This is a genomic window from Edaphobacter lichenicola (genome assembly GCF_014201315.1).
Taxonomy (GTDB): domain Bacteria; phylum Acidobacteriota; class Terriglobia; order Terriglobales; family Acidobacteriaceae; genus Edaphobacter; species Edaphobacter lichenicola_B.
This window is the reverse complement of the sequence record NZ_JACHDY010000004.1, coordinates 169,562-191,312: the sequence shown is the minus strand read 5'-3', so window position 1 is coordinate 191,312 and position 21,751 is coordinate 169,562. Positions and strand designations below refer to the sequence as shown.

23 protein-coding genes are annotated in these 21,751 nt (G+C 60.9%); 13 read left to right on the top strand and 10 right to left on the bottom strand.

Going from position 1 to position 21,751, the window contains the following annotated elements:
• Positions 1-28: 28 nt before the first annotated feature.
• Positions 29-448, bottom strand: a complete 420-nt coding sequence (locus HDF09_RS14270; protein ID WP_183767466.1) for an ester cyclase — start codon at positions 446-448, stop codon at positions 29-31.
• 147 nt (positions 449-595) lie between these two features.
• On the opposite strand from HDF09_RS14270, the gene HDF09_RS14265 reads away from it, so the two are divergent.
• The gene (locus HDF09_RS14265; RefSeq protein ID WP_183767464.1) at positions 596-1,972 is read left to right on the top strand and encodes a TldD/PmbA family protein; all 1,377 of its coding nucleotides are present in this window, start codon (positions 596-598) and stop codon (positions 1,970-1,972) included.
• A gap of 43 nt (positions 1,973-2,015) precedes the next feature.
• On the top strand, positions 2,016-3,407 hold the full coding sequence (locus tag HDF09_RS14260) for an excinuclease ABC subunit UvrC (protein WP_183767462.1): 1,392 nt from the start codon (positions 2,016-2,018) through the stop codon (positions 3,405-3,407).
• Between the two features lie 58 nt (positions 3,408-3,465).
• On the opposite strand, the gene HDF09_RS14255 is transcribed toward HDF09_RS14260, so the two are convergent.
• Positions 3,466-3,948, bottom strand: coding sequence for a hypothetical protein (locus tag HDF09_RS14255; RefSeq protein ID WP_183767460.1), 483 nt, complete (start codon positions 3,946-3,948; stop codon positions 3,466-3,468).
• Positions 3,949-4,424: 476 nt separating this feature from the next.
• On the opposite strand from HDF09_RS14255, the gene HDF09_RS14250 reads away from it, so the two are divergent.
• Both HDF09_RS14250 and HDF09_RS14245 read left to right on the top strand, forming a co-directional pair.
• Positions 4,425-5,273: a hypothetical protein gene (locus HDF09_RS14250; protein WP_183767458.1), complete on the top strand. Its 849-nt coding sequence runs from the start codon at positions 4,425-4,427 to the stop codon at positions 5,271-5,273.
• 176 nt (positions 5,274-5,449) lie between these two features.
• Positions 5,450-5,821 (top strand): STAS domain-containing protein, encoded by a 372-nt coding sequence (locus HDF09_RS14245; RefSeq protein WP_260181321.1) that lies wholly within the window; start codon positions 5,450-5,452, stop codon positions 5,819-5,821.
• A 108-nt stretch (positions 5,822-5,929) separates the two neighbouring features.
• On the opposite strand, the gene HDF09_RS14240 is transcribed toward HDF09_RS14245, so the two are convergent.
• Complete coding sequence (locus tag HDF09_RS14240; protein WP_183767456.1) at positions 5,930-6,985, bottom strand: linear amide C-N hydrolase; 1,056 nt, start codon at positions 6,983-6,985, stop codon at positions 5,930-5,932.
• Between the two features lie 126 nt (positions 6,986-7,111).
• On the opposite strand from HDF09_RS14240, the gene rpe reads away from it, so the two are divergent.
• Positions 7,112-7,789 carry a ribulose-phosphate 3-epimerase gene (rpe, locus tag HDF09_RS14235; protein ID WP_183767454.1) on the top strand — a complete coding sequence of 226 codons (678 nt, stop codon included), beginning with the start codon at positions 7,112-7,114 and terminating at the stop codon, positions 7,787-7,789.
• 101 nt (positions 7,790-7,890) lie between these two features.
• Complete coding sequence (locus HDF09_RS14230) at positions 7,891-9,618, top strand: outer membrane protein assembly factor BamD (RefSeq protein ID WP_183767452.1); 1,728 nt, start codon at positions 7,891-7,893, stop codon at positions 9,616-9,618.
• 84 nt (positions 9,619-9,702) lie between these two features.
• Here the strand turns inward: HDF09_RS14230 and HDF09_RS14225 are convergent, their stop codons facing one another.
• Together HDF09_RS14225 and HDF09_RS14220 are read right to left on the bottom strand one after the other, a co-directional pair.
• Positions 9,703-10,233 carry a hypothetical protein gene (locus HDF09_RS14225; RefSeq protein ID WP_183767450.1) on the bottom strand — a complete coding sequence of 177 codons (531 nt, stop codon included), beginning with the start codon at positions 10,231-10,233 and terminating at the stop codon, positions 9,703-9,705.
• A gap of 117 nt (positions 10,234-10,350) precedes the next feature.
• Positions 10,351-10,845 carry a polymer-forming cytoskeletal protein gene (locus tag HDF09_RS14220; RefSeq protein WP_183767448.1) on the bottom strand — a complete coding sequence of 165 codons (495 nt, stop codon included), beginning with the start codon at positions 10,843-10,845 and terminating at the stop codon, positions 10,351-10,353.
• 119 nt (positions 10,846-10,964) lie between these two features.
• Here HDF09_RS14220 and HDF09_RS14215 point away from each other — a divergent pair, with 119 nt between their 5' ends.
• A complete protein-coding gene (locus HDF09_RS14215; RefSeq protein ID WP_183767893.1) occupies positions 10,965-13,889 on the top strand; it encodes a valine--tRNA ligase in 2,925 nt (974 codons plus the stop codon).
• 38 nt (positions 13,890-13,927) lie between these two features.
• Here HDF09_RS14215 and HDF09_RS14210 read toward each other — a convergent pair whose 3' ends face one another.
• The 5 genes from HDF09_RS14210 to HDF09_RS14190 all read right to left on the bottom strand — a co-directional run bounded on the left by HDF09_RS14210 (position 13,928) and on the right by HDF09_RS14190 (position 15,750).
• Positions 13,928-14,401: an ester cyclase gene (locus HDF09_RS14210; RefSeq protein WP_183767446.1), complete on the bottom strand. Its 474-nt coding sequence runs from the start codon at positions 14,399-14,401 to the stop codon at positions 13,928-13,930.
• Between the two features lie 101 nt (positions 14,402-14,502).
• Positions 14,503-14,928, bottom strand: coding sequence for an LIC_13387 family protein (locus tag HDF09_RS14205; protein ID WP_183767444.1), 426 nt, complete (start codon positions 14,926-14,928; stop codon positions 14,503-14,505).
• On the bottom strand, positions 14,925-15,185 hold the full coding sequence (locus HDF09_RS14200) for an SRPBCC domain-containing protein (protein ID WP_311719558.1): 261 nt from the start codon (positions 15,183-15,185) through the stop codon (positions 14,925-14,927). Before HDF09_RS14200 ends, HDF09_RS14205 begins: the two co-directional genes overlap by 4 nt.
• Positions 15,186-15,197: 12 nt before the next feature.
• The gene (locus HDF09_RS14195; RefSeq protein ID WP_183767440.1) at positions 15,198-15,443 is read right to left on the bottom strand and encodes an SRPBCC family protein; all 246 of its coding nucleotides are present in this window, start codon (positions 15,441-15,443) and stop codon (positions 15,198-15,200) included.
• Position 15,444: 1 nt separating this feature from the next.
• Positions 15,445-15,750 carry an ArsR/SmtB family transcription factor gene (locus HDF09_RS14190; protein ID WP_183767438.1) on the bottom strand — a complete coding sequence of 102 codons (306 nt, stop codon included), beginning with the start codon at positions 15,748-15,750 and terminating at the stop codon, positions 15,445-15,447.
• Between the two features lie 179 nt (positions 15,751-15,929).
• Here HDF09_RS14190 and HDF09_RS14185 point away from each other — a divergent pair, with 179 nt between their 5' ends.
• The 6 genes from HDF09_RS14185 to HDF09_RS14160 all read left to right on the top strand — a co-directional run bounded on the left by HDF09_RS14185 (position 15,930) and on the right by HDF09_RS14160 (position 21,712).
• Positions 15,930-16,151 (top strand): hypothetical protein, encoded by a 222-nt coding sequence (locus HDF09_RS14185; protein WP_183767436.1) that lies wholly within the window; start codon positions 15,930-15,932, stop codon positions 16,149-16,151.
• Positions 16,152-16,235: 84 nt separating this feature from the next.
• Entirely contained in the window at positions 16,236-17,252 is a 1,017-nt protein-coding gene (locus HDF09_RS14180) for an arginase family protein (RefSeq protein ID WP_183767434.1), read from the top strand.
• Complete coding sequence (locus HDF09_RS14175) at positions 17,246-18,208, top strand: ABC transporter ATP-binding protein (RefSeq protein WP_183767432.1); 963 nt, start codon at positions 17,246-17,248, stop codon at positions 18,206-18,208. The genes HDF09_RS14180 and HDF09_RS14175 overlap by 7 nt, the downstream gene beginning before the upstream one ends.
• Positions 18,201-19,232, top strand: a complete 1,032-nt coding sequence (locus HDF09_RS14170; RefSeq protein WP_183767430.1) for an ABC transporter permease — start codon at positions 18,201-18,203, stop codon at positions 19,230-19,232. Before HDF09_RS14175 ends, HDF09_RS14170 begins: the two co-directional genes overlap by 8 nt.
• A 165-nt stretch (positions 19,233-19,397) precedes the next feature.
• Positions 19,398-20,306, top strand: coding sequence for a hypothetical protein (locus tag HDF09_RS14165; RefSeq protein ID WP_183767428.1), 909 nt, complete (start codon positions 19,398-19,400; stop codon positions 20,304-20,306).
• Between the two features lie 200 nt (positions 20,307-20,506).
• Positions 20,507-21,712: a DUF2252 family protein gene (locus tag HDF09_RS14160; RefSeq protein WP_183767425.1), complete on the top strand. Its 1,206-nt coding sequence runs from the start codon at positions 20,507-20,509 to the stop codon at positions 21,710-21,712.
• Positions 21,713-21,751 lie beyond the last annotated feature (39 nt).

Here is a 21,751-nt window from a genome sequence, read left to right as displayed (position 1 = left end):
ATCGCATCAATCCATGCGCGATCGGCCGCTATGCCCTTGGTATGACGCCAAGCTGCTGCATCATCGTCAAGTTATCCATCAGGATTCGACTGTCCCTCATCTTGCCCTCGACCAGGCGGTCGATGACGACACCTTTGACGCTGACGCTCCGGCCCGTAGCAGGAACACCGAGAAATGTCCCTCGATGTGTGCCGGTCCACGTGAAACGAGTGACAACCTTGTCTCCACTGGCCACCGTCTCGTCCGCAACCCAGTGAATGTCCGGGAATGCGGTGCGCAACATCCCGATGACCTCTTTCAAACCCTCTCGTCCCTGCCGCTGACCCGGAAGAGGATCAAGCTCGACAAAGTCGACCGCGACAAGTTCGTCGGCTTGCTCCAACCGTCCCTGATTGATGACCTCATCCAAAAACCGTGCAATGACTATGACGTTCCCAGACTCAGACACTCGCATCTCCTGTTCGGCACCTGTGAAATAACAGCGAGCATCATATCAGCCACTCTCCCAGCCGACCCATCGCCTCTTTCTCCGACCAGATACACCTGTTGCATCCGTCAGAAAAAGTCAGCTCAAACCAATTATCCTGAAGAGACCATGCCAACCCAGACGACCACGAACCTCCGCCAGCTTGCCTCCGATGTCCTCAGCCACGCCCTCAAGGCTGGAGCCACCGATGCTGAAGCTGTCGTCTACGAAGGCGATGAGTTCTCCGCGCTGGTGCGGCTGGGACAGGTTGAGACGCTGAAAGAATCAGGCTCGCGAGCAGTTGGCCTGCGCGTCTTCATCGGCCAGCGCACGGCGAGCACGTCGTCCTCTGACTTCTCCAACGACAGCATCGCGCGCCTCGTCGAAGGAGCCCTCACGCTCGCGAAGATCACCAGCGAAGATCCGTTCGCCGGCCTGCCCGAAGCACACGAGTTCGGCCAGATCGAAGAAGATCAGCACCTCTACTTCGACGACGTAAACGAGATGCCTCCCGCCGAACGCATCGAGATCGCCCGCCGCACCGAAGCCGCTGCCATGGCCTACGACGCCCGCATCCAGAACTCCGGCGGCGGCGACTTCGACACCTCGACCTCGCACAAGATCCTGATGAACTCCCGCGGCTTCACCGGCGAGTACCGCCGTAGCTACTGCGGGTTCTCTGCCGCGCCCATCGCCCACGACGAGAAGGGCAACATGCAGCGCAACTACTGGTTCTCAAACTCGCGCACCGTCACCAAGCTCGAGAACCCGGAAGAGATCGGCCAGGAAGCCGCGCGCCGCACCCTCAAGCGGCTCGGCGCACGCCAGGTCAAAACCCAAAAGGCCCCGGTCGTCTTCTCGCCCGAGATCGCGCGCGGAATCATCGGCAACATCTTCGACGCGGCCAACGGTGACGCCATCTATCGCAACGCCTCCTTCTTCAGCGGCATGCTGGGCGAAGAGGTCGCCGGCGAAAACATCACCGTCATCGACGACGGCACCATCATTCACGACGGAATCGGCGGCTTCGGCACACGTCCCTTCGACGGCGAAGGTCTGCCCACGCGCCGCACCGTGCTCGTCGAACGCGGCATCCTGAAGAACTACGTCTCGAACACCTACACCGCACGCAAGCTCAACATGAAGTCCACCGGCAACGCCTCGCGCGGACTCGCCGGCAACCCCGGCATCGGCGCGGGCAACTTCTTCCTCGAAGCCGGCACGCTCACCCCCGAGCAGATCATCGGCGACATCCAATCCGGCCTCTACGTCACCGAGACGATGGGCTTCGGCGTCAACCTCGTCACCGGCGACTACTCTCAGGGCGCGAGCGGCCTCTGGATCGAGAACGGCGAACTCGCCTACCCGGTCGAAGAGATCACCATCGCCGGCAACCTCAAAGACATGTACAAAAACATCGTCGCCATTGGCAACGATCTCATCTTCCGCGGAGCCAGCGCCGCCCCCACCATGCGCATCGAAGGCATGACGATCGCCGGTGCGTAAGTTGTAGCGCATCATCAGATAAAGCAAGACTACAATTCACGTTGTGGCAACCAGCTTCCATTTCGAACACCTACTAGACTTCACCCCGGGCCAGGCAGACGAGATCCTCCGCACCATCCCCGCCCACCCTGGGGTCTTCGCCCTCTGCGGCGCACGCCAGGAAGACGCACCCTACCTCACCAAGACCGCCGACCTCCGCCGTCGCATGCGTCGTCTGCTCGATCCACCGGAGTCGCAATCCAAGCGCCTCAACCTTCGCGAAAAAGTCGCGCGCATCGAGTACTGCGTCACCGGCTCCGCCTTCGAGTCCTCCCTCGTCCTCTATCAAGCCACCGCCACGCACTTCGGCTACACCGAGGCGCGCCGCCGCCTCAAGCTTCACACGCCCTACTTTCTCCGCATGACGATGGAGAACCCCTTCCCTCGCGTCTACTCCACCAACAAGCTCTCCAAACGCGGCCTCGCCCTGATGTACGGCCCATTCCCCTCGCGCCTCGCCGCCGAGCGTTACTGCGACGCCGTCCTCGACCTCTTCAAACTTCGCCGCTGCTACGAAGACCTCGCGCCCTATCCCGACCACCCCGGCTGCGTCTATGGCGAGATGAACAAGTGCATCGAGCCCTGCAAGCAAGCCTGCTCGCCCGCGGAGTACGCCGCCGAAGCCGAGGCCGTAAAAAAATTCTTCGACACCCGCGGCGAGAGCATGATCATTGAAATTGGTCTGGCCCGCGAAGAGGCCTCCTCCGCAATGAAGTTCGAAAAAGCCGCCGCCCTGCACGCGCAATGGCAGAAGGTAAAAGCCGCACAGGCCCTCGCCGACTGGATCGTGCGCCCCATCCCGAAGCTGAAAGCCATCATCGTCCAGACGGCCGCACAAGAGAAGGAGCACGCCGAACAAGCCGCGCTGTTCCTGCTCAACGGAGGCTGCATCCTCGGCCCCGAACGCCTCTCCACCCTCGGCGTCCGTGCCGTGCGCGAGCAGACCAGCGTCGGCAGCTCCCTCTTCGCGCAGCCTCTGATGCTCCAGGCCGTTCCACTCGAAGGCGCTGCAACCGACACATCCGGCGCCTCCGACTCTCCCGAAGCCCGCGCCGCGCACGTCCTCTCCCTCCTTGAAGCCCTAGCCGAGCCCTCCAGCGATCTCGCTCTCCTCAGCGACCATCTCTCCCTGTTGCGTCGCTGGTACTATCGCCCCGAGAAGCAGCGCAACGGCGAGATCTTCTTCCCCAACGAAGACGGGGGCGACAAGGGCGCATGGCCCATCCGGAAGATCCTCCGCGGTGCCGCCCGCATGGTCCTCGGCGACCCCAAACCCAAGGCCGAAACCCAGCGCGACGCTGCCAAAGAAGCCGCGAAGGGAATCAAAACCAAGATCCTCCACGAAGGCCGCCCCGACGTGGAAAGAGTCGTGCCCGTGCTGCCGAAGAATCGCTAACGCGCACCTTGAGAGGCGAGTTCCTCAGATTCAGAGCGGATTCGGTTTCAGGGTAGCTTCAGTGCGGTTCAACCTCACCCTTGTAGAGCAACTTGCCCGGCACGAACTCAGTGGCGATGCCGAAGAGAGCGCCGAGCAGGCCGCCTGCGCGGGCCAGACCGCCGGTGAACTTGGCGTTGTTGGTGGTGTTGGCATTTTTGATGCTGGAGTCGACGATGGCACCGATGCCGGCACCACCGCCAGCGCCGATGAGCGCTCCTCCGATCGCCGACCCGGTCATGCTGCGGGCGCGGATCAGTCGAATGTCAGTTTTGCGGAGGGAGATCGAGTGATTAACTCCAGCTTGTCTCTTGTGGCAGACCAGACCGTCGCCATCGGCTGAGTCGAAGGCGCAGAAGAACTTCTGTTGGGACAGAGTAATCCGGATGGAAGCGCCGGCCTTGAGGCTCTCTACGCGTTGCCAGTCTTGCGACGGCTGTTGCGCCAGCCCTGCTGCCGAAGCGGCGAAGAGCAAGGTGAGACCTGGGAGAAGGTGCAGCACACTGACGCGGATTCGGCCCTCCCCTTAATTCCTGATCCCTTGATTGGGCATCACTATAGCTCTCCGCACAGAGCCTGAGCAAGCGTTCTCTGCGCTGGCTGATCCACCCACACACTGGCGTCAGAGCTTCGTTCCCTAAGCTTTTCGTTGCTTTTGGTGATCTGCTTCAAGTACGCTCTGCTGCGCGCTTGCTGAGTTGTTCCCCCTGGCGCTGAACCTTGATTCCCTAACCCCGATTCCTACCCCCCGGAGCTATAGTGCCCCCTCCCTTCCGTAGCAGCCTCCAGCTTGGTTCACTGCTCGGAATCACAGGTGTTTTTGTTTTGTTAGGCACGCCGATATGCTCTGCGAGTCCTGCTGCCGCTATTGATCCAGGAGCCGCCAGGCCAGCGGCATCGGCAGAGACTGGAGCAGCGGCAGAGCCTGAAACATCGTTCAATTCCCTCCCCAATGCTCCGATCCCGAACGTGGTCTTGATGGCGGGCGCAGTGGCCCATGCCTCGGGCGCTGAGGCCCGGGAGGACCTCGGAGTTGAGTCTGCTGCGAACGCGCTAACGTTCCTGCGCACTGGCGACAGTGTGGTGAGGCCGTCCTCAGCAGAGGGTGAGCTGGCAAGGGAGCAGCTGACCGAGGGCTGCGAGAGCGGCAGAATCAAGGGGAAGGCGTGCAAGGTGCACTGGCTCCCGATTCTGTGGCAGTCCTTCGAGTGGCTTACGGCGCAACACTCGGGGAACATTCTGCTGGATTCGGAGACCCGAAACGACCTTACGTCGAATCCTTACTGGTCCACCTATAAGTACTGCGTCGAGCACTATCGTTGGTACCAGTGGTCGGACGATACGACCTTCATCGTGCATGACATCGGGCACCCGATGATGGGAGGCATTACCAGCAGCATCTTCGAGCAGAACGATCCCAAGGCGCGGGCGCTAGTGTTTGAGAACAACGGCAACTACTGGCGCAGCCGGCTGAAGGCTATGGCGTGGTCGGCAGTCTACAGCGCGCAATGGAAGGTTGGGCCGGTGAGCGAGGCTTCGATCGGCAACAGCGGGCGGAACACCTACTATGTCGCTCATCTGGGGCGCACGACCAATGAGACCGGCTTTCAGGACTTCGTGATCACGCCGGTCTACGGCTTCGGTTGGAACGTCGGCGAGGATGCGATCGACCGCTACCTCATGCCGAAGATTCATGCGCGTGTAAAAAACCGCTTCTATCTGACAGCGCTGTCCGTGATGACGCCGTGCAAGGCGACCGCCAACATACTTCGATGGAAGCCGCTATACTACCGGGACACGGCCTACGCGTCGCCGGGCAGCAACTAGCAACTCCCATCACCCCAAAAAACAGCGCAACGACGAGATCCTCTTCCCCTGGCTCGAGCCCCGGTCTCGAGGACGAGCCCAGCAAGCTCGTTCGGCAGAAGGCGCACCAGTATGCAAGAATGCTCCGGTAGGATTATCGTTTCTGTGTATTCATTCCTGCTCGATGGAGCCGCCAGATGCCTGAAGAAGTAGCCGCCAAACTGCCTGAAGTACCCGCCAAACCGCTAACCTATGACGTTAAACGTGAAGGGGAAACTGCCGTTGTGAAGTGCCATGGTCGCCTGGTGGCGGGCCTCACGGATGGCTTTTACAAGGAATTGAAGGAAGTTGCCTCCAGCAGCAAAGTGTTGGTGCTCGATCTCGAAGACCTGACCTATGTGGACAGCATGGGACTGGGAACGATCGTGCGGCTCTATGCTCACGCAAAGAGCGCAGGGTGCGAGTTCCAGCTGCTGCACCTCGGCAAGCAGTTACGGAATCTCTTGAAGATGACCAACCTGCTGTCGACTCTCGCCTCGGCGGAGGGGCATGGGATCACGGTTGCCTAAGCGCCCATCCTGAGCCGTGACAACCCTGAGAATCGATAGCGGGTTTGTTCGAATGCCTCCGCAGCTGCTGACCGTCCGACATTGGGCGGATCGTGTCACGCAAACGGCCTACGGTATCCCAAGAAATTTAAACGGCTTGCTCATCACAAATTCCTTTACAGCATTCCCGGCATAGACTTGGCTCTGGTTCTTTCCCAGGTCAAGCTTCTCCACCTTCCCGGTCTCTGCGGAGAAATCGATATCCTTGAAGTTCATCCAGAACGTATTGGGTGTCACCGCGGACTCGAAGAAGTAAATCATTCTCTTCTGATCGGCCACTGTTCGCCATCGCGTCGATGAGATGTTCGGCTCCTCCGGCGTCGTAAGCCCATAAGGCACCGAGACATTCCGGATCACGCTGAAGACGCTGGCAACTGTAATATCCGGACTCTCTCCCTGTGGAATTGCGTTGATGTAGAAAGAAGCTCGCGCAAACCTGTCCGCCGCGCGGTTCGTTCCCGGAAGCATGACCGTTCCGCCAATGCCTTTCCAATATGTATCCAGCGCCAGCTGCTGATCGAACGCCGGGGAGTTCGTCATCACCTGATACTTGCGGTCATGGTGAATCGTCTGCTTCCCGTCGATGTACTCCACAATCGCGCTGTCGCCGGTCGCATCCGACATCGAGAGATGCAGCGTAGCGAGCCTCTTCTCGCCCGGAACACTCGCGGTCACCAGCGTAAAGGTCTCGTGCTCCAGAGCGTCCACTGCCTCTGCCACTGTAGCGAAGTTGTCCAGCACCCACTGTGCCCATAGTGAGATCGCCATCCCTGGCTTGCCTGCGATCGGCTTCGGATACTCCGACTCCACCAGCCACAGCAGATTCGCCACCATCCCCTTCTCATTCATCCCATCCGTCGTTGAAACGTCATATCCAGTAGCCACCACGCTTCCGTACTTCGATCTCCACTTGAGCGACTGCGCTCCCACCTCCCCGTTCCGCTCCATCCCGCGAGGCAGTATCCACAGATTCGTGCCTACATCGACCTTCCAATCCATCGAGCGAGAGGTAATCACTTCGCCGTCCGGCCCCAGGTAAACAGCCCGCGTACAGGCCAGGGTGCGCATCTCCGCGCCAGGTAAAAGGCTCAAAATAACAAAGAAGGAGCATAGCCAACGAGCCATCCTCAGCATAGGAACCTCCGGCACGCACAATGATTCGGCAGACACACAATAAACCACCGAATCCCACCTGTCAGAGAAAAAGACTTGATGGCGCACTGATAAACTGGGCTTCAGGAGCTTATTCCCGTGATCGAACTGGCAGCATCCATCCTCGCCGCAGACTTCGCCCACCTCGCCGACGATGTCGCCCTCGTGGAGCGCGGCGGCGCAACCCTCCTCCACGTCGACATCATGGACGGCCACTTCGTCCCCAACATCACCTTCGGCCCGCCCGTCGTCAAAGCCCTCCGCCCCATCACCAGGCTCCCCCTCGACTGCCACCTGATGGTCGAAAACCCCGACGACTTCATCCACGACTTCGCCGAAGCCGGGGCCGACATGATGAGCGTCCACCAGGAGGTCTGCCGCCACCTCTATCGGACCCTCCAGCAGATCATCGACCACGGCATGTTGCCGGCCGTCGTCATCAACCCCGCAACTCCGGTCGACACGCTGGTGGAAGTCCTTCCCATCGTGCATCATGTGCTGGTGATGAGCGTGAATCCTGGCTTCGGCGGACAGAAGTTCCTGCCGCTCGCGCTCGACAAGATCGCACACCTCGCCGAACTGCGCGAGGAGATGGGCCTCAACTTTCGCATCGAAGTAGACGGCGGCGTTGCTCACGATACCGTCGCTCAGGTCGTCGAAGCAGGAGCCGACATGCTCGTGGCCGGCTCAGCCATCTTCAGCCCCGGCAAGACCGAGCAGAACGCCGTGGAATTTCTCAAAATCGCCCGGGCCGCCGGCTCGGTACAAGTGGCATAAGCGCGGCCGAAGTCACGCAGTAGTAAGGATCAGACAGGAACGATTAGAATAGAACACAGCCTGAGCGCCTGACCGCGCGAGGCGGATGGGGTCTATAGCGGATGAACAAGCGTTCTTTCTTTCCAACTCTCAGGGCCGGTACACTGGCCGGAGTCGCAATTGCCAGTTTGATGTTTGGCTCGCTCAGCTCCATCGGAGCCCTGGCGCAGGTAAACGGCTCCTCCCAGACAACCACCGACGCCAACGGTCAGCAGCACGAGAGCGTGACCCTCTCCGCAACACCGAACAACAAGAAGGACAAAGTCGTCCCGTCCAAGGACACCAAGAAAGAGCTCCGCAAAGAGAAGACGATGAAGCCGGCCGACAAGCCCAACGCCAATCTTCCCGACAAGGTGCTCTACGACAAGGCCGTCGACGCCACCAAGCGCGGACACTTCGACGTCGCCCGTCTCGACCTGCAGACCCTGCTCAACACCTATCCCGACTCGCAGTATCAGATGAAGGCCAAGCTCGCCATCGGAGACAGCTGGTACAAGGAAGGCGGCACCGCAGCCCTCACCCAGGCCGAGCAGGAGTACAAGGACTTCATCACCTTCTTCCCCAACGCCCCCGAGGCCGCCGAAGCCCAGATGCGCGTAGGCGACATCTACTTCCGCCAGATGGACAAGCCCGACCGCGACTACGCCAAGGCCACTCACGCTGAAGAAGAGTACCGCCTGATGCTGCAGCAGTTCCCCGAGTCGACCCTGGTCCCTCAGGCCAAGCAGAGGCTGCGCGAGGTACAGGAGGTCATGGCCAATCGCGAGGCCAACATCGCTGCCTTCTACCAGACTCACAACAACTATCCCGCGACCATCGCGCGCTACCAGACCGTCGCCGACACCTATCCGCAGTACAGCCACATGGACGACGTTCTGGTCGGCCTCGGCGATGCGTATGAGGCCGAAGCGCGATTCGTCCGCACCATGAAGCTTCCCGAAGCAGGCAAGGCAAGGCTCGAAAAGATCTATGACGACCAGGCGATCGCCGCCTACAGCAAGGTGATTCTCGAGCACTCCGCCTCACCCCACGTCGAGGATGCCCGCGACCGTCTCGATGCGATGAACGTCAAGATTCCGCAGCCGACCCCCGAGCAGATCGCCGCCAGCGTCGCGCTTGAAAACAGCCGCCGTCAATATCGTCTGCAGGATCGCGCTCGTCTGCTCGTCCTCCACCAGCCGGACGTCGTCATGGCAGCGCGTGATGGAGAGCCGACCCTCGCCGATCCCACTCCCACGATCGCGCCGCACGTCGTGAACCAGATCAAGACCGACTTCAACGATGCGCTGAGTCCCAACGCTGCCGCCGGAGCCGCTCTCACTGCGAAGCCCGCGACGACAACAGCGGATGCAGCTCCCGCAGCAGAAGGCGCAGCTCCGGCAGCACCCGCCGCGCCTCTGGCTCTCTCGGACGTCCCTGCCGCCGACCCCGGTGCCGCCAGCGGAGCATCGTCGACGACCAGCATCTCCGGTGCAGCACCAACCCCGCCCGCATCCTCCGGCAACCGCATCGGCGGAGTCGAGATTCTCAACTCCGGCACCTCCGGAACCACCGTCCCTGCCGATGGCGGCCTGAAGGCGGTTGGACCAACCAACTCCACGCCTCTTCCCGCGGTTGAAAAGGCTGCGGCTGCCCCCGACGCAGTCAACGATATCAAGCCCGGAACCCAGCCCGTCGCACAGGCCAGCAACGCCAACGGAAAGAACAGAAAGCCTGACTTCGACAAGGGCGACGAGTCCGACAGCAAGCACAAGAAGAAGAAGGGCTTGAACAAGCTGAACCCCTTCTAACGTCTTCGTGCATCTTCCTCATCAAACAAAAAAGGATGCAGCCCTAGGCGTGCATCCTTTTTTGTCGTCCGGAACACACTCCGCTCAAGAGTTCTGATTGACTGCAATACGCCGCCGCACCTGCGGCACAAACAAAGCCGAAAGCAGCAGCAACACCAGCACCCCCAGCAAAACCGAAAACAGCGGGCTCAACGAGACCCGTGGGTGCGCACTCACCTGTCCATGCGCCAGCGGCACATGCGACAGATGACCGCCCAGCACATACGCGCTTCCCCCAAACGATTCATCGCTCTCATACACCGCATTACCGCCCAGCACCGTCGTATCGCCGCCAATCCGCGCCTGCGAATCGACCACCGCGTTTCCCCCGATCACGGTCGCGCCCTTTGCCACCTGTCCGGTCACATTCAGGCTGCCGAACAGCACGATGACCCGCCCCGTCACGTCACCCTCCACCTGCACCGAGCAGAAGATACACATCGCATTGCGCACCTGCTGGCCCGAAGCGACATAAACATCCTCCCCGACATAAGCCCGGTTGCCCGGCGCCTGAGCCAGCGCGGTCGAGACAAACAGAAGCGTGAAGACGAGGCTGCGGAGCGCGAAGTTCGGCAAAGTTCCCCCAGAGAATAAACAGCGTGCAGAAGGTGGTACGCATGCGCCGCAGGCCAGGTTCCCTGATCAGGTCCCCTAATCTTCTTACACTACCTCAGCCCCGGCAAAAGACTTGGGCTAGAACCCGCGCCCTCTTGGAGGAACCGGATACGGATACCGGTTACGCCGAACGATAGACACGATCAACCAGATCAGTCCCGCGAGTATCAAAAACGGTGCGAGCGGCAACAGAAGCCACAAGCGCCCAGGCAGAACCGTCCGCTGGCCATGAATCGCCGCCCCGTCGCCCAGCTTCAAGTCTCCCGCGGCAATCGCAACATCGCCGCCCACCGACGCATCCTGGCCCATCTCGAGATCGCCGCCAAGCGAAGCCACATCGCCCGAGATCGTCCTCCCCGAGTCGACCACCACCGACCCCAGGAAGGTCGCGATATCTCCCTTCACCTCGCCATGCACACGCACCGTGCAAAACGCACAGGCGATATCCCCCGCCGTCTCTCCATCCGCAATCGTAATATCGCTTCCAATACTGGCGCGATCCTGCGAAGAGCGGGCAAAGGCGGGTGTACCGGCAACAATCAACAGGGCAAGAGCGAGGAGCAGTCTACGCATGAGTAACCTCGTGGGCTAGTGTACGTGGATGCATGTCTTTGACGAACCGTTTCCTGACGCACGAGCCCGCCACCGCATACCAGCGGTTAACGCCCGTCGATGCTACCCTTAAAACACCGATGAGCCAGGAACTTCCAAAAGCATACGATCCGTCCGTTATCGAACAGCGCTGGGCCGAGTACTGGGTCAAAGAACATCTGTTTGACGTTCCGACCCCCGAAACTACGCACGCCGCGAAAAAGAAGTTCACCATTCTTTTGCCGCCCCCCAACGTCACCGGCCGCCTCCACATGGGCCACATGCTCAACCAGGCGGAGATGGACATCCTCACCCGCTGGCATCGCATGCGCGGCGAAACCGCCCTCTGGGTCCCCGGCACCGACCACGCCGGCATCGCCACCCAGATGATGGTAGAGCGCCAACTCAAGGAAGAAGGCAAGACCCGGCAGGAGCTCGGCCGCGCCGCCTTTGTCAAAAAGGTCTGGACCTGGCGCGACATCTACGGCGGAGCCATCCTCGACCAGATGAAGCGCCTCGGAGCCTCCGTCGACTGGTCCCGCGAGTACTTCACCATGGACGACCGCCTCAGCCCCGCCGTCAACGAGGCCTTCGTCCGCCTCTACGAGCAGGGCCTCATCTATCGTGGCGCCTACATCGTCAACTGGGACCCCAGCATCCAGACCGCCGTCTCCGACCTCGAAGTCGAGCACGAGGAGCGCGTCGGCAAGATCTACCACATCCGCTATCCATTGGCAGATGGCAGTGGTTCGATCGTCATCGCAACCACCCGCCCCGAAACCATGCTCGGCGACGTAGCCGTAGCCGTAAACCCCACTGACGAGCGCTACCTCGCCCTGCAAGGCAAACTCGTACGCCTTCCGCTCAGCGGAATCAACAACGCACCCGACCGCGAGATCCCCATCCTAGCCGACGACTGGGCCAAGCCCGAGTTCGGCACCGGCGCCGTCAAGGTCACGCCCGCGCACGACGCCAACGACTTCGCCATCGGCCAGCGCCACAACCTTCCCAACCTCACCATCCTCGACGAGACCGCACACGTCCTCCTCCCCGGCTCGCCCTACCACGGCCTCGACCGCTACGTCGCACGCGAGAAGATCGTGGCCGACCTCGAAGCCCTCGGCCTCCTCGTCGAGATCAAGGAGCACACCAACTCCATCGGCATCTCCCAGCGCACCGGCGTCGTCATCGAGCCGCGCCTTTCGCAGCAGTGGTTCCTCGCCGTCAACAAAACTCCCAACACCGGCGGCGACAGCATCGCGGCGAAAGCAATCGCAGCCGTCGACAAGGGCCACATCAAATTCACCCCCGACCAGTACCGCAAGACGTACGACGAGTGGATGAAGAACATCTACGACTGGTGCATCTCCCGCCAGCTCTGGTGGGGCCATCGCATTCCCGCGTGGTACTGCAAGGCCTGTTCTGCAATTACCGTGGCGCGAACAACACCCACCCACTGCACCACCTGCAACTCCACCGACCTCGTTCAAGAAACCGACGTCCTCGACACCTGGTTCTCCTCCGGCCTCCTCCCCTTTACCGTCTTCGGCTGGCCCAATCCAAACGCCGACACCGGCATGCCGGACCTCACGCCCGACCTCGCTACCTTCTACCCCACCGACCTCCTCGTCACCGGCTTCGACATCCTCTTCTTCTGGGTCGCCCGCATGGTCATGCTCGGCACTCACTTCATGCTCGACGTCCCCATGCCCGACGGCAGCAATCGCACTCTCGCCGACGCCGTCCCCTTCCGCGAGGTCTACATCCACGGCCTGGTCCGCGACGCCAACCGCGAGAAGATGTCCAAGACCAAGGGCAACGTCATCAACCCCATCGACATCATCGAGCGCTTCGGCACCGACGCCGTCCGCTTCACCCTCGCCAGCATGGCCTCACCCGGCACCGATATCGCTTTCAGCGAAGCCCGCACCGAAGGCTACCGCGCCTTCGCCAACAAGATCTGGAACGCCGCCCGCTTCCTCTTCATGAACGTAGATCGCGCCCGCGAGGCCGGCTACAACATGACCATGCGCGACAGCGGCGTAGTCCCCTCGTTGCCAGACGACACACCACTCGAGACTCGCTGGATCTTCTCCCGTCTCAGCGCTGTCTCCGCCGAAGTCGACCGCGCCCTCGCCGACTACCGCTTCGACGAAGCCGCCAACGCCATCTACCAGTTCTTCTGGGGCGAGTTCTGCGACTGGTACCTCGAGCTTGCCAAACTTCGCCTCAACTTCGGCGTTCCTCCCGAAGCTGTCATCCCAAGCGAAACAATGAATCACGAAGCTGTCATTCTGAGCGAAGCGAAGAATCCCGAAGAAGCCAACGCCTCTCCCTCTGCCAAAGAGCTTTCGGCCACAGAGACAAATCCCGTCACCGCCCTCACCCTCGCCTCACTCGTAGGCGTCTTCGAGAGCGCCCTGCGTCTCCTCAGCCCCTTCATGCCCTTCCTCACCGAAGAGATCTGGCACGCCCTCTACGAAGGCAAGCCGCCAGCAAAATCCATCGCCCTCACCCGTTACCCGCAAGCCACCGACTTCCCCGCCGACCCAGTAGCCGAGAGCGCGATGAAGACTCTGCAGGAGCTCATCGTCACCGTACGCGGTCTGCGCAAAGAACTAGGCGTCCCCGAAAAAGAAGCCACACCCATCACCATCCACGCAGGCAATCGCGTCCTCGCGCTAGCCGACGCCAACGCCGACGTCCTCGCAAAGATGTCCCGCGTCCAAGCAGTAGAGTTTGCCAGCGAGCCGTTCACCGCCTCGAATGCCCGCTCCACTGCAGAGTTCGACGTAGCCATCATCTACGAGCGTCAAATCGACGTCGCTGCTGAACGCGAGCGCCTCACCAAAGACCTTGCCAAATACGAAAAAGGCCTGGCCTCTGCTGACAAACAACTCAACAACGAAACCTTCATGTCGAAGGCCCCCGCCCACATCGTAGACGGTCTGCGCAAGCAACACGCCGAAACCAAAGTTCTGCACGACAAAACGAAGGCAGCTCTCGATTCACTGCCTTCCGCATAGCCCCTGGCATCAAGCCTGCGTGTAGCCACGCTCACCCATCAAGCCTGCTTCGATTCTGCTTTTGGCGCCGTAGTCTTCGGTGCCGCAGAGACCCCAAGTTGTTCCATCAACGTCATCAGGTTCCAATCCGACCACTGCTCCACGATCTTTCCGCCCTCTATCCGATGAATCGAGGTGCCCGAGACCGTGGCCGTGCGGTTGGTCGGAGCCAGACCAAGGAACTGTCCCTTGTGAGTCCCTCGAATCGTCCAGTGGTGCACAACTTCATTTCGTTCAGCGATCGTATCGTCGATTGAAGATCTGAGATCGGGAAATCCGATCCTGCACATCTCAAGGTGCCGCTTCAGGTTGTCCGCACCCGAGGTAAGAGCGGGAAAAACCGGGTCGTGAAGCTTGCATCCGCTTGCGACCAGTTCGCCTATCGAATCCATCTTCCCTTGGTTCCAGCACTCCTCCACGAACCTCTGCACGATATGTTTGTTTTCCATGAGCTGTTTGTCATCTGTGGTCATATCAACCCCCTATGGGGCCGGAATTATAGGCTGCGTCGCTCGGGGTTGCCAAATCTCCCGCGCAATAAATTGGATGGACTCACGCCGCGAAATCACTCCATTCATCCAGCACTCCTCCGCACAGAAAGCGCGCCCATCAAAAAACAAAACGCCGCAATCACCGACAGCACCGCAGGCCCCAGAGAAAAGTACCGCAACGAGAGCACAATCCCAAAGCACTGCAGCACAAACATTCCCCAAGCAATCCTGCGCGCCGCCATCTCCCCGGCCCGCGCCATCGAGCCCAGCGTCCACGCCAGCCAGACACAAAACACCTGGAACGCAGAGATAAACAACCCAAAGCCGATATAAAACCCGCCGTAGCTAAACGTCGTATTACCCACAGAGAACCGCACACTCTTCATCGCCTCCCACACGGCCCGGCCCTCCGCCGTCTCCGGGCGAAAGGCCAGAAAGCCGTAAGTATGGCCCACGGCAAACAGCAGCAACACCACAGCCGCAGCGCGAAACCACGCCGCCGCCCTCATACCCCCTCATCCGCCTTTGCCGCAAACAACTCCATCACGCCGGGCCAACCGGAGTTCACCTGCCCGTGCATCTTCGACCAGCCCGCACCATGTCGCTCCATGTGGCGATGCTCCAGTTCCACCAGCGTCGTGCCATCATCGGCTGCCGTAAACCGTACCTCCACCTCGCTGCATTTGCTCAACTCCGGTTCGAACTGCCAGTCCGGGCGAATCTGCCACGCCATCACAAAAAGATGTGGCGGCTCCCACGTCAGCACCGAACCCCACGGTCAGTTCGTCCCATCCTCCTGCTCCGTATAGATCGCACCCATCGGCCTGCCCTCCACCACCACCCGCTTCATCGGCGAGCTGCCAATGTGATGCGTCCTCGGCCACCAGCTGTCCATCCCCTCCGTAAACACCCGGAACGCGCGCGCCACATCGGCCTTCACGCGAACACTCTTCCGCACCGACGCCAACTCCTGCGAGTCCGCCAACACCGTCGCTTCATCCACCATCAGTTGTCTCTCCGGCATATCACTTCTCCTCGACCTTCGCTTGAAATGCTTCCAGAGCTTCGCCCCAGAAGTTGTCCAGATACTTTCGCAGCGCCTCAAACCCCTTCGGATCCAGGCTGTAGTAGCGCCGCGCCCCTGCTGCTTCATCGCGCACCAGCTTCGCCTCCTTCAAAACCCGCAGATGCTGAGAAACCGCTGGCCGGCTCACCGTAAGACCACGCGCCAGCTCGCCAACCGGCAGAGGCCCACGGCGAAGCCGCTCCAATAACAATCGCCGCGTTACATCCCCAAGGGCATCGAGTTGCTGCTGTTCGTAAGTTTTCACTTACCGTAAGTTAATACTTACACATAAATTTGTCAAGCTGTTTCGTCACTCCCGTTGGTTGCAAAGAAGTATCAACGCCGACCAACGGGAGGCCCAAGGCGAAGCGGTATACACCCCACGAAGTGGGCGCCGCCCGCGCAGGGCGCATTAAAACCCCCAATCGATTTATCATGGAGGGTATGCCGTTTCCGATCAAAGTCTGCGCCATCTGCTCTGAAGAGTTCGAGCTAAAGCCGGATAAGCCCGGCTTCGCCAACCGCTGTCCCGAGTGCAGCGCCGAAGAGACCACCGACCCCGTCACCAAACAACGCATGGACGCCGACGAGCGCAAAAATCAGACCGAAGCCAACGCCGCCCGGCGCCAGGCCATGCGCGAGCTCCTCTATCGCAAAGATATCTAGAGGCCTCCGCAAAGACAGCTGACGCCTTCCGCTAGTATCAGGTAAAACTTGTCTTCCGGCCGCTTTGCTGAAACGAGGTGCTGAATGAAGAGGCGAGAGTTCCTGACCACGGCGGGCGCAGCTGCCCTTGGGCTCACACTGGACAGCGCCTACGCCGACGGGCAACCAGTCCCCACCGCGGCTTCCCCGATCCAACCGCCTCCCAACGCCCAGCGGACAACTCCGGCTTACCTGATTCTCGGAGTTCCCCTTCGTGCAGGATCGCTCATTCCCGGAAACGAGAACGACGCCCAGGCCTACCGTGACGCCGATCTGGTAAAGCGGCTGAACGATGCCGGTCGCAACGCTGTCGATGCCGGCAATCTCCCTATACCCAGCTATCTTCCCCATCACTCCGTTCCTCCCATCAGAAGCTGGCCGGCTCCGCGAATCGTCTGGGACCTGCTGAGCGAACATCTCACCGGGATACTCTCTCAGCCCGGACAAACTCCGCTCTTGATTGGTTGCGACTGCAGCGTCGTCGTAGGAACCGCACAAGCCTTAAGCAAAGTCGCATCCAACGACATTCACGTCCTCTACATCGACGGAGACTGCGACGACGCCGCGCCCGTCTCTTCCCGCAGTCAGAGCGCCGCCGCCTGCGCAGTCTGGTTTCTCACCCACGACTCCGCGTTTTGGAACGGTCCACCCCTCAAACCTTCGCAGGTCTCCTTCATAGGATGGTCCACCCCTTCGCAGTCGCCGGAAACACCCATCAAGTCCACATCGCTAGCCGATCTCCGGCGCATCGGTATCCGACAATCGGCGCAGCAGATCCTCGCCGCGATTCCACCCTCCGCTGCAATCCTCTTGCACCTCGACATCGACGTCTTCCGCGGAAGCGACCTGACTGCCATCTACTTCCCTCACGAACAAGGGCTCAGCCTCGAAGAAGGCAAGGAGTTGCTCGGCTTATTCCTTCAGGATCCCCGCATTCGTCACATCGAAATCAGCGAATATGCCGCCCTCCGAGACGTAGGTCAAAACTCCGTACACCAGCTGGTCCAGATCCTCGTCGACAAGCTGCCTCCCTCGAAGCCAAAGGCAACCTCTCCATGCTGAGCGCAAAGCCGCAGGCCGACCGTCCCTCGCTGATGTTGCGCGGACTCCACAAGACCTTCGCCGACGTAGTCGCCGTCAACGGCATCGATCTCGAGGTCACACCCGGCGAGTGTTTCGGGCTTCTGGGTCCGAACGGCGCAGGAAAGACAACCACGATCGAAATCTGCGAAGGCCTCACCGCACCCGACAGCGGCGACGTCGAACTCCTCGGCCTCAACTGGCGCACCAATGCAGACGAGCTTCGTCAGCGCATCGGCCTCCAGCTCCAGGAGACCCAGTTCTCCGAGAAGTTAACCGTCGAAGAGACCCTGCGCCTCTTCCGCAGCTTCTTCCATCGTGGCATCACCGTGGAAGACTCCATCAAAACCGCTCAGCTCGAGGAGAAGCGCAGCGCCCGCGTAGGCACCCTCTCCGGCGGCCAGAAGCAGCGCCTCGCCATGGCCTGCGCCCTCGTAGGCGATCCAGAGCTGCTCTTCCTCGATGAACCAACCACCGGGCTCGACCCCCAGGCCCGCCGCAACCTGTGGGACCTGCTCGACCGCCTCAAGCAGGAGGGCCGCACCATCATCCTCACCACCCACTACATGGACGAGGCCGAGCGCCTCTGCGACCGCGTCGCCATCATGGACCACGGCCGCATCATCGCGCTCGACACCCCGCCCCGGCTCATCGCCTCCGTCGGCGGAGAGCACATCGTAGAGTTCGCCGCCACCAGCCTAGACAACCGAAATGGCTCCGTCGATCCAGCCCTCCTCACTGCAATCGATGGAGTCGAGTCCCACCGCCTCACCGCCGGCATCCACCAGCTCTCCGTACGCGAGCTCCACACCGCCGTGCCGAAGATCTTCTCCGTGCTCGCCTCGCAAGGGCTTCACCTCGACGAGTTCCGCACTCACTCGGCAACACTCGAAGATGTCTTCGTAGGCCTCACCGGAAGGAACCTGCGCGATGAATAAGCTGGAGCTGAGCAGCCTCTATCAACTCACGATGATGCGCTTCCGCCTCTTCCTGCGCGAGCCCGAGGCGATCTTCTGGATCTTCATCTTTCCCATCCTACTCGCCGCAGGCCTCGGCATCGCCTTTCGCAACCGCCCGCCAGAAGTTCTTCAGGTAGGCGCCACCACGCTGCAACTAACCCAGGCGCTCAACGCCGACAAGGGCCTCACCTCCACCACCATGGACGAAGCCACAGGCACGCAGGCCTTAGCCACAGGACGCATCCTGCTCCTCGCCGTTCAGCGACCGGACACGACCGTCTACCAGTACGACTCCACCAACCCGGACGCACGCACCGCCAAACTCCTCGCCGACCACGCGATCCAAACCGCAGCCGGCAGACACGACGCCCTCCACACCAAAGAAGACCTGGTGCACGAAACCGGCTCGCGTTATATCGACTTCGTAGTGCCTGGACTTCTCGGAATGAACCTCATGGGATCCGCCATGTGGGGCATGGGGTTCGCCATCGTAGAAGCCAGACAAAAGAAACTCCTCAAGCGTCTCGTCGCCTCGCCCATGCCTCGCTGGCAGTACCTCGCATCTTTTCTCCTCTCGAGACTGGTCATGCTCGTCATCGAAGTCGCCGCCTTTCTCGGCTTCGCCCGCCTCGTCTTCGGTGTGCCCTTCCGCGGATCGATCGCCCAACTGGCACTTCTCTGCATCCTCACGTCCCTGGCCTTCTCCGCGCTGGGCCTGCTCACCGCATCCCGCGCCAAAACCATCGAAGCCGTCTCAGGACTCATGAACTTCGTCATGTTTCCCATGTGGATCTTCTCCGGAGTCTTCTTCTCCTCCACCCGTTTCCCCGCAGTCGTCCAACCTCTCATCAAAGCGCTCCCTCTCACCGCCGCAATCGACGCCATGCGAGGCAACATGCTCCAGGGAATGAGCCTCCATCAACTACTCCCTCCAGTAGCCATCCTGCTGGCGTGGCTCATAATCCCCTTCGCCATCTCCCTCCGCATCTTCCGCTGGCGCTAGTTATCGAGGTACGAAAATCGTGGGGAAAAACCGGTGTTGGGTCAGCTTCGGGTCCGGCACAAGAAGCTGCCGAAAACCCCGTTTTCAAGGAAGTTCGACGCCAAGGTTCTACGCGCGCCCGTTTCTCGCTGATACTCTGGCGTCACCACGGCCCCAAGGAAACTTATGCCCGAGACACCGGACATCCCGGAAGAGCTTCCGCTTGCCGATGTGGCGGCTGTGCCCGCCGGGGCGACGCCGCCGCCGAGCGAAGGCGAGACGGCAGAGAGTGCCGAGACAACACACGTTGCAGAGACTGCGAAGGAGCACGAAACCATGCTTGATGTACACCCGGCCCATCATGCGGCCAGTAGCTGGAAGGAATTCTTCATCCATATCGCGACGATTGTGCTCGGGTTGCTGATCGCCATCGCTCTGGAGCAGGCGGTAGAGCACTTCCACCATCGCCGGGAGGTCGCAGAAGTGCGGGAGGAGCTGCGCGGCGAGCGCGAAGCGAACAAGGATTCCTTCAGGAGTGAGACGACCCACTGGCGCTGGGAGACGGCGGAACTCGAAAACAACCTGATGGTATTGGCCTATCTTCAGAAGCATCCGGGCACCCCGGATGAAAAGCTGCCCGGCTGCCTCGTCTGGTTCCACGCCTCCTCTAGCCCCAGCCAGGCCGTCTGGGATGCGGCCAAGACCAGTGGCGTCACCAGCCTTATGCACCGTGAAGAGGTAGAGCAGTATGAAGACACCTACAACCAGCTTAAGAAGATCGATGACGCGCGGTCGCTTGCGTATGACGCGATGAATGACGCCTCACGGTACGAATTGACGGATAACCGGCTCTCTCACCTAAGCCCCGCGCAGATCGGCGAGACCACGACTCTGACGCAGATTGCGCTAACCAAGCACTGGTTGGAGGGTGTCGCGCTCGAAAACACGGCGCGGAAGTTCAAGGATTTCCCGCCCTCTATCACCTCAGACGAGCTCTCTCTGGTCCGTAACCGGAAAAATGTGGCTGAGGGAATGAAGGACCCGGCCTTTGCTCAGACGATCTCGCGGATGAAGGCGGCGGGGTATGTGCCGTAGGCTGCGGCCAGCGTGTAGGTCCCGGAGATGAATTAGGTGCGTCGCTCCATGCGAGGCGTCTACCCGCCGCATCACGCCGCCAACACCGCATCTTCCCTTCAATGAGGCTAGAACTTTGAATTCCCGGAAAAACTTTCACTCAGCGCATATGCCGGCCGCAAGACACACAACGAATGTGAATATTCTGCTAATACTGGTTGATGCGGAAAAAAGTAGTTGAGATCAAACCTGCCGATCGCCAAGCTGTACTCGAAGAACGCCGTCGCCTGAAGATGGCACGCTCCGCCCACGCCTATGTTCGCGGAAACACCCGCCAATTCTACGAGTGGCTCAAAGCCGACTCCGCTCGCAAGCTCCCCCAGGGCCCTCCCGTTTGGATCTGCGGCGACTGCCACGTTGGCAACCTCGGCCCCGTCGCCAACTCCGAAGGCAAAGTCGAGATCGAGATCCGTGACCTCGACCAGACCGTCATCGGCAACCCCGCACACGACCTCATCCGGCTCGGCCTCTCGCTCGCCACCGCCGCCCGCGGCTCCGACCTGCCCGGCGTCACAACCGCCCTCATGATGGAGCAGATGGTCCAGGGATACCGCAGCGCCCTGATCCCTCAACGCGCTAAGAAGGTGACGAAAGACCCAAAGAACCTGCGCCCCGTCGAGACTGTGCTCCATCAAGCGGTGAACCGCGAGTGGCAGCATCTGGCGCAGGAGCGCATCGAAGACGTCAAGCCGACCATCCCGCTGGGCGAGCGCTTCTGGACGCTCTCCGACGAAGAGAAGGAAGAGATCACAAAACTCTTCAAGAACGAAGCCGCGCGCAAGCTCATCACCTCGCTCAAGCATCGCGACAACGACGCCAGGGTCCGCGTGCTCGACGCAGCTTATTGGATGAAGGGCTGCAGCTCCCTGGGACGCCTCCGCTACGCCGTCCTGCTCGGCGTAGGCCCAAAGAAAGACAAGGAGTACTGCCTCGTCGATATCAAGGAAGCCGTGCGAGCCGCCGCACCCGCCGCAAAGAACGCCGACATGCCCAAAGACTTCGCCCAGCGAGTCGTCACCGGCGCCTGCAACCTCTCGCCCTATCTAGGCGAGCGAATGCTGGCCGCAAAGTTCCTCTCCCGCCCCGTCGTCCTGCGCGAGCTCATGCCCCAGGACCTCAAGCTCGAGATCGACCGTCTCACCCGCGAGGAGGCCGTCAACGCCGCAAGCTACCTCGCCTGCATCGTCGGCAAAGCCCACGCCCGCCAGATGGACGCCGCCACCCGCAAGCACTGGGCCGCCGAGCTAGCCAAAAACCAGTCAAAGACCCTCAACGCCCCAGGCTGGATGTGGACCAGCATCGTGGAGCTAATCGCCAGCCACGAAACCGCCTACCTCGAGCACTGCCGCCTCTACGCAACGGCGTAATCTCGCCAAACAGCAAGTCCCGTTTCAACCTTCCTTGCG

Coding starts and splice junctions, on each gene's coding strand:
- HDF09_RS14210 (WP_183767446.1), bottom strand. CDS start 14,401: ATGACCACAGATGACAAACAGCTCATGGAAAACAAACATATCGTGCAG.
- HDF09_RS14180 (WP_183767434.1), top strand. CDS start 16,236: ATGAAGAGGCGAGAGTTCCTGACCACGGCGGGCGCAGCTGCCCTTGGG.
- HDF09_RS14220 (WP_183767448.1), bottom strand. CDS start 10,845: ATGCGTAGACTGCTCCTCGCTCTTGCCCTGTTGATTGTTGCCGGTACA.
- HDF09_RS14205 (WP_183767444.1), bottom strand. CDS start 14,928: ATGAGGGCGGCGGCGTGGTTTCGCGCTGCGGCTGTGGTGTTGCTGCTG.
- HDF09_RS14160 (WP_183767425.1), top strand. CDS start 20,507: ATGCGGAAAAAAGTAGTTGAGATCAAACCTGCCGATCGCCAAGCTGTA.
- HDF09_RS14265 (WP_183767464.1), top strand. CDS start 596: ATGCCAACCCAGACGACCACGAACCTCCGCCAGCTTGCCTCCGATGTC.
- HDF09_RS14230 (WP_183767452.1), top strand. CDS start 7,891: ATGAACAAGCGTTCTTTCTTTCCAACTCTCAGGGCCGGTACACTGGCC.
- HDF09_RS14240 (WP_183767456.1), bottom strand. CDS start 6,985: ATGGCTCGTTGGCTATGCTCCTTCTTTGTTATTTTGAGCCTTTTACCT.
- HDF09_RS14170 (WP_183767430.1), top strand. CDS start 18,201: ATGAATAAGCTGGAGCTGAGCAGCCTCTATCAACTCACGATGATGCGC.
- HDF09_RS14250 (WP_183767458.1), top strand. CDS start 4,425: ATGGCGGGCGCAGTGGCCCATGCCTCGGGCGCTGAGGCCCGGGAGGAC.
- HDF09_RS14185 (WP_183767436.1), top strand. CDS start 15,930: ATGCCGTTTCCGATCAAAGTCTGCGCCATCTGCTCTGAAGAGTTCGAG.
- HDF09_RS14245 (WP_260181321.1), top strand. CDS start 5,450: ATGCCTGAAGAAGTAGCCGCCAAACTGCCTGAAGTACCCGCCAAACCG.
- HDF09_RS14175 (WP_183767432.1), top strand. CDS start 17,246: ATGCTGAGCGCAAAGCCGCAGGCCGACCGTCCCTCGCTGATGTTGCGC.
- HDF09_RS14195 (WP_183767440.1), bottom strand. CDS start 15,443: ATGCCGGAGAGACAACTGATGGTGGATGAAGCGACGGTGTTGGCGGAC.
- HDF09_RS14165 (WP_183767428.1), top strand. CDS start 19,398: ATGCCCGAGACACCGGACATCCCGGAAGAGCTTCCGCTTGCCGATGTG.
- HDF09_RS14215 (WP_183767893.1), top strand. CDS start 10,965: ATGAGCCAGGAACTTCCAAAAGCATACGATCCGTCCGTTATCGAACAG.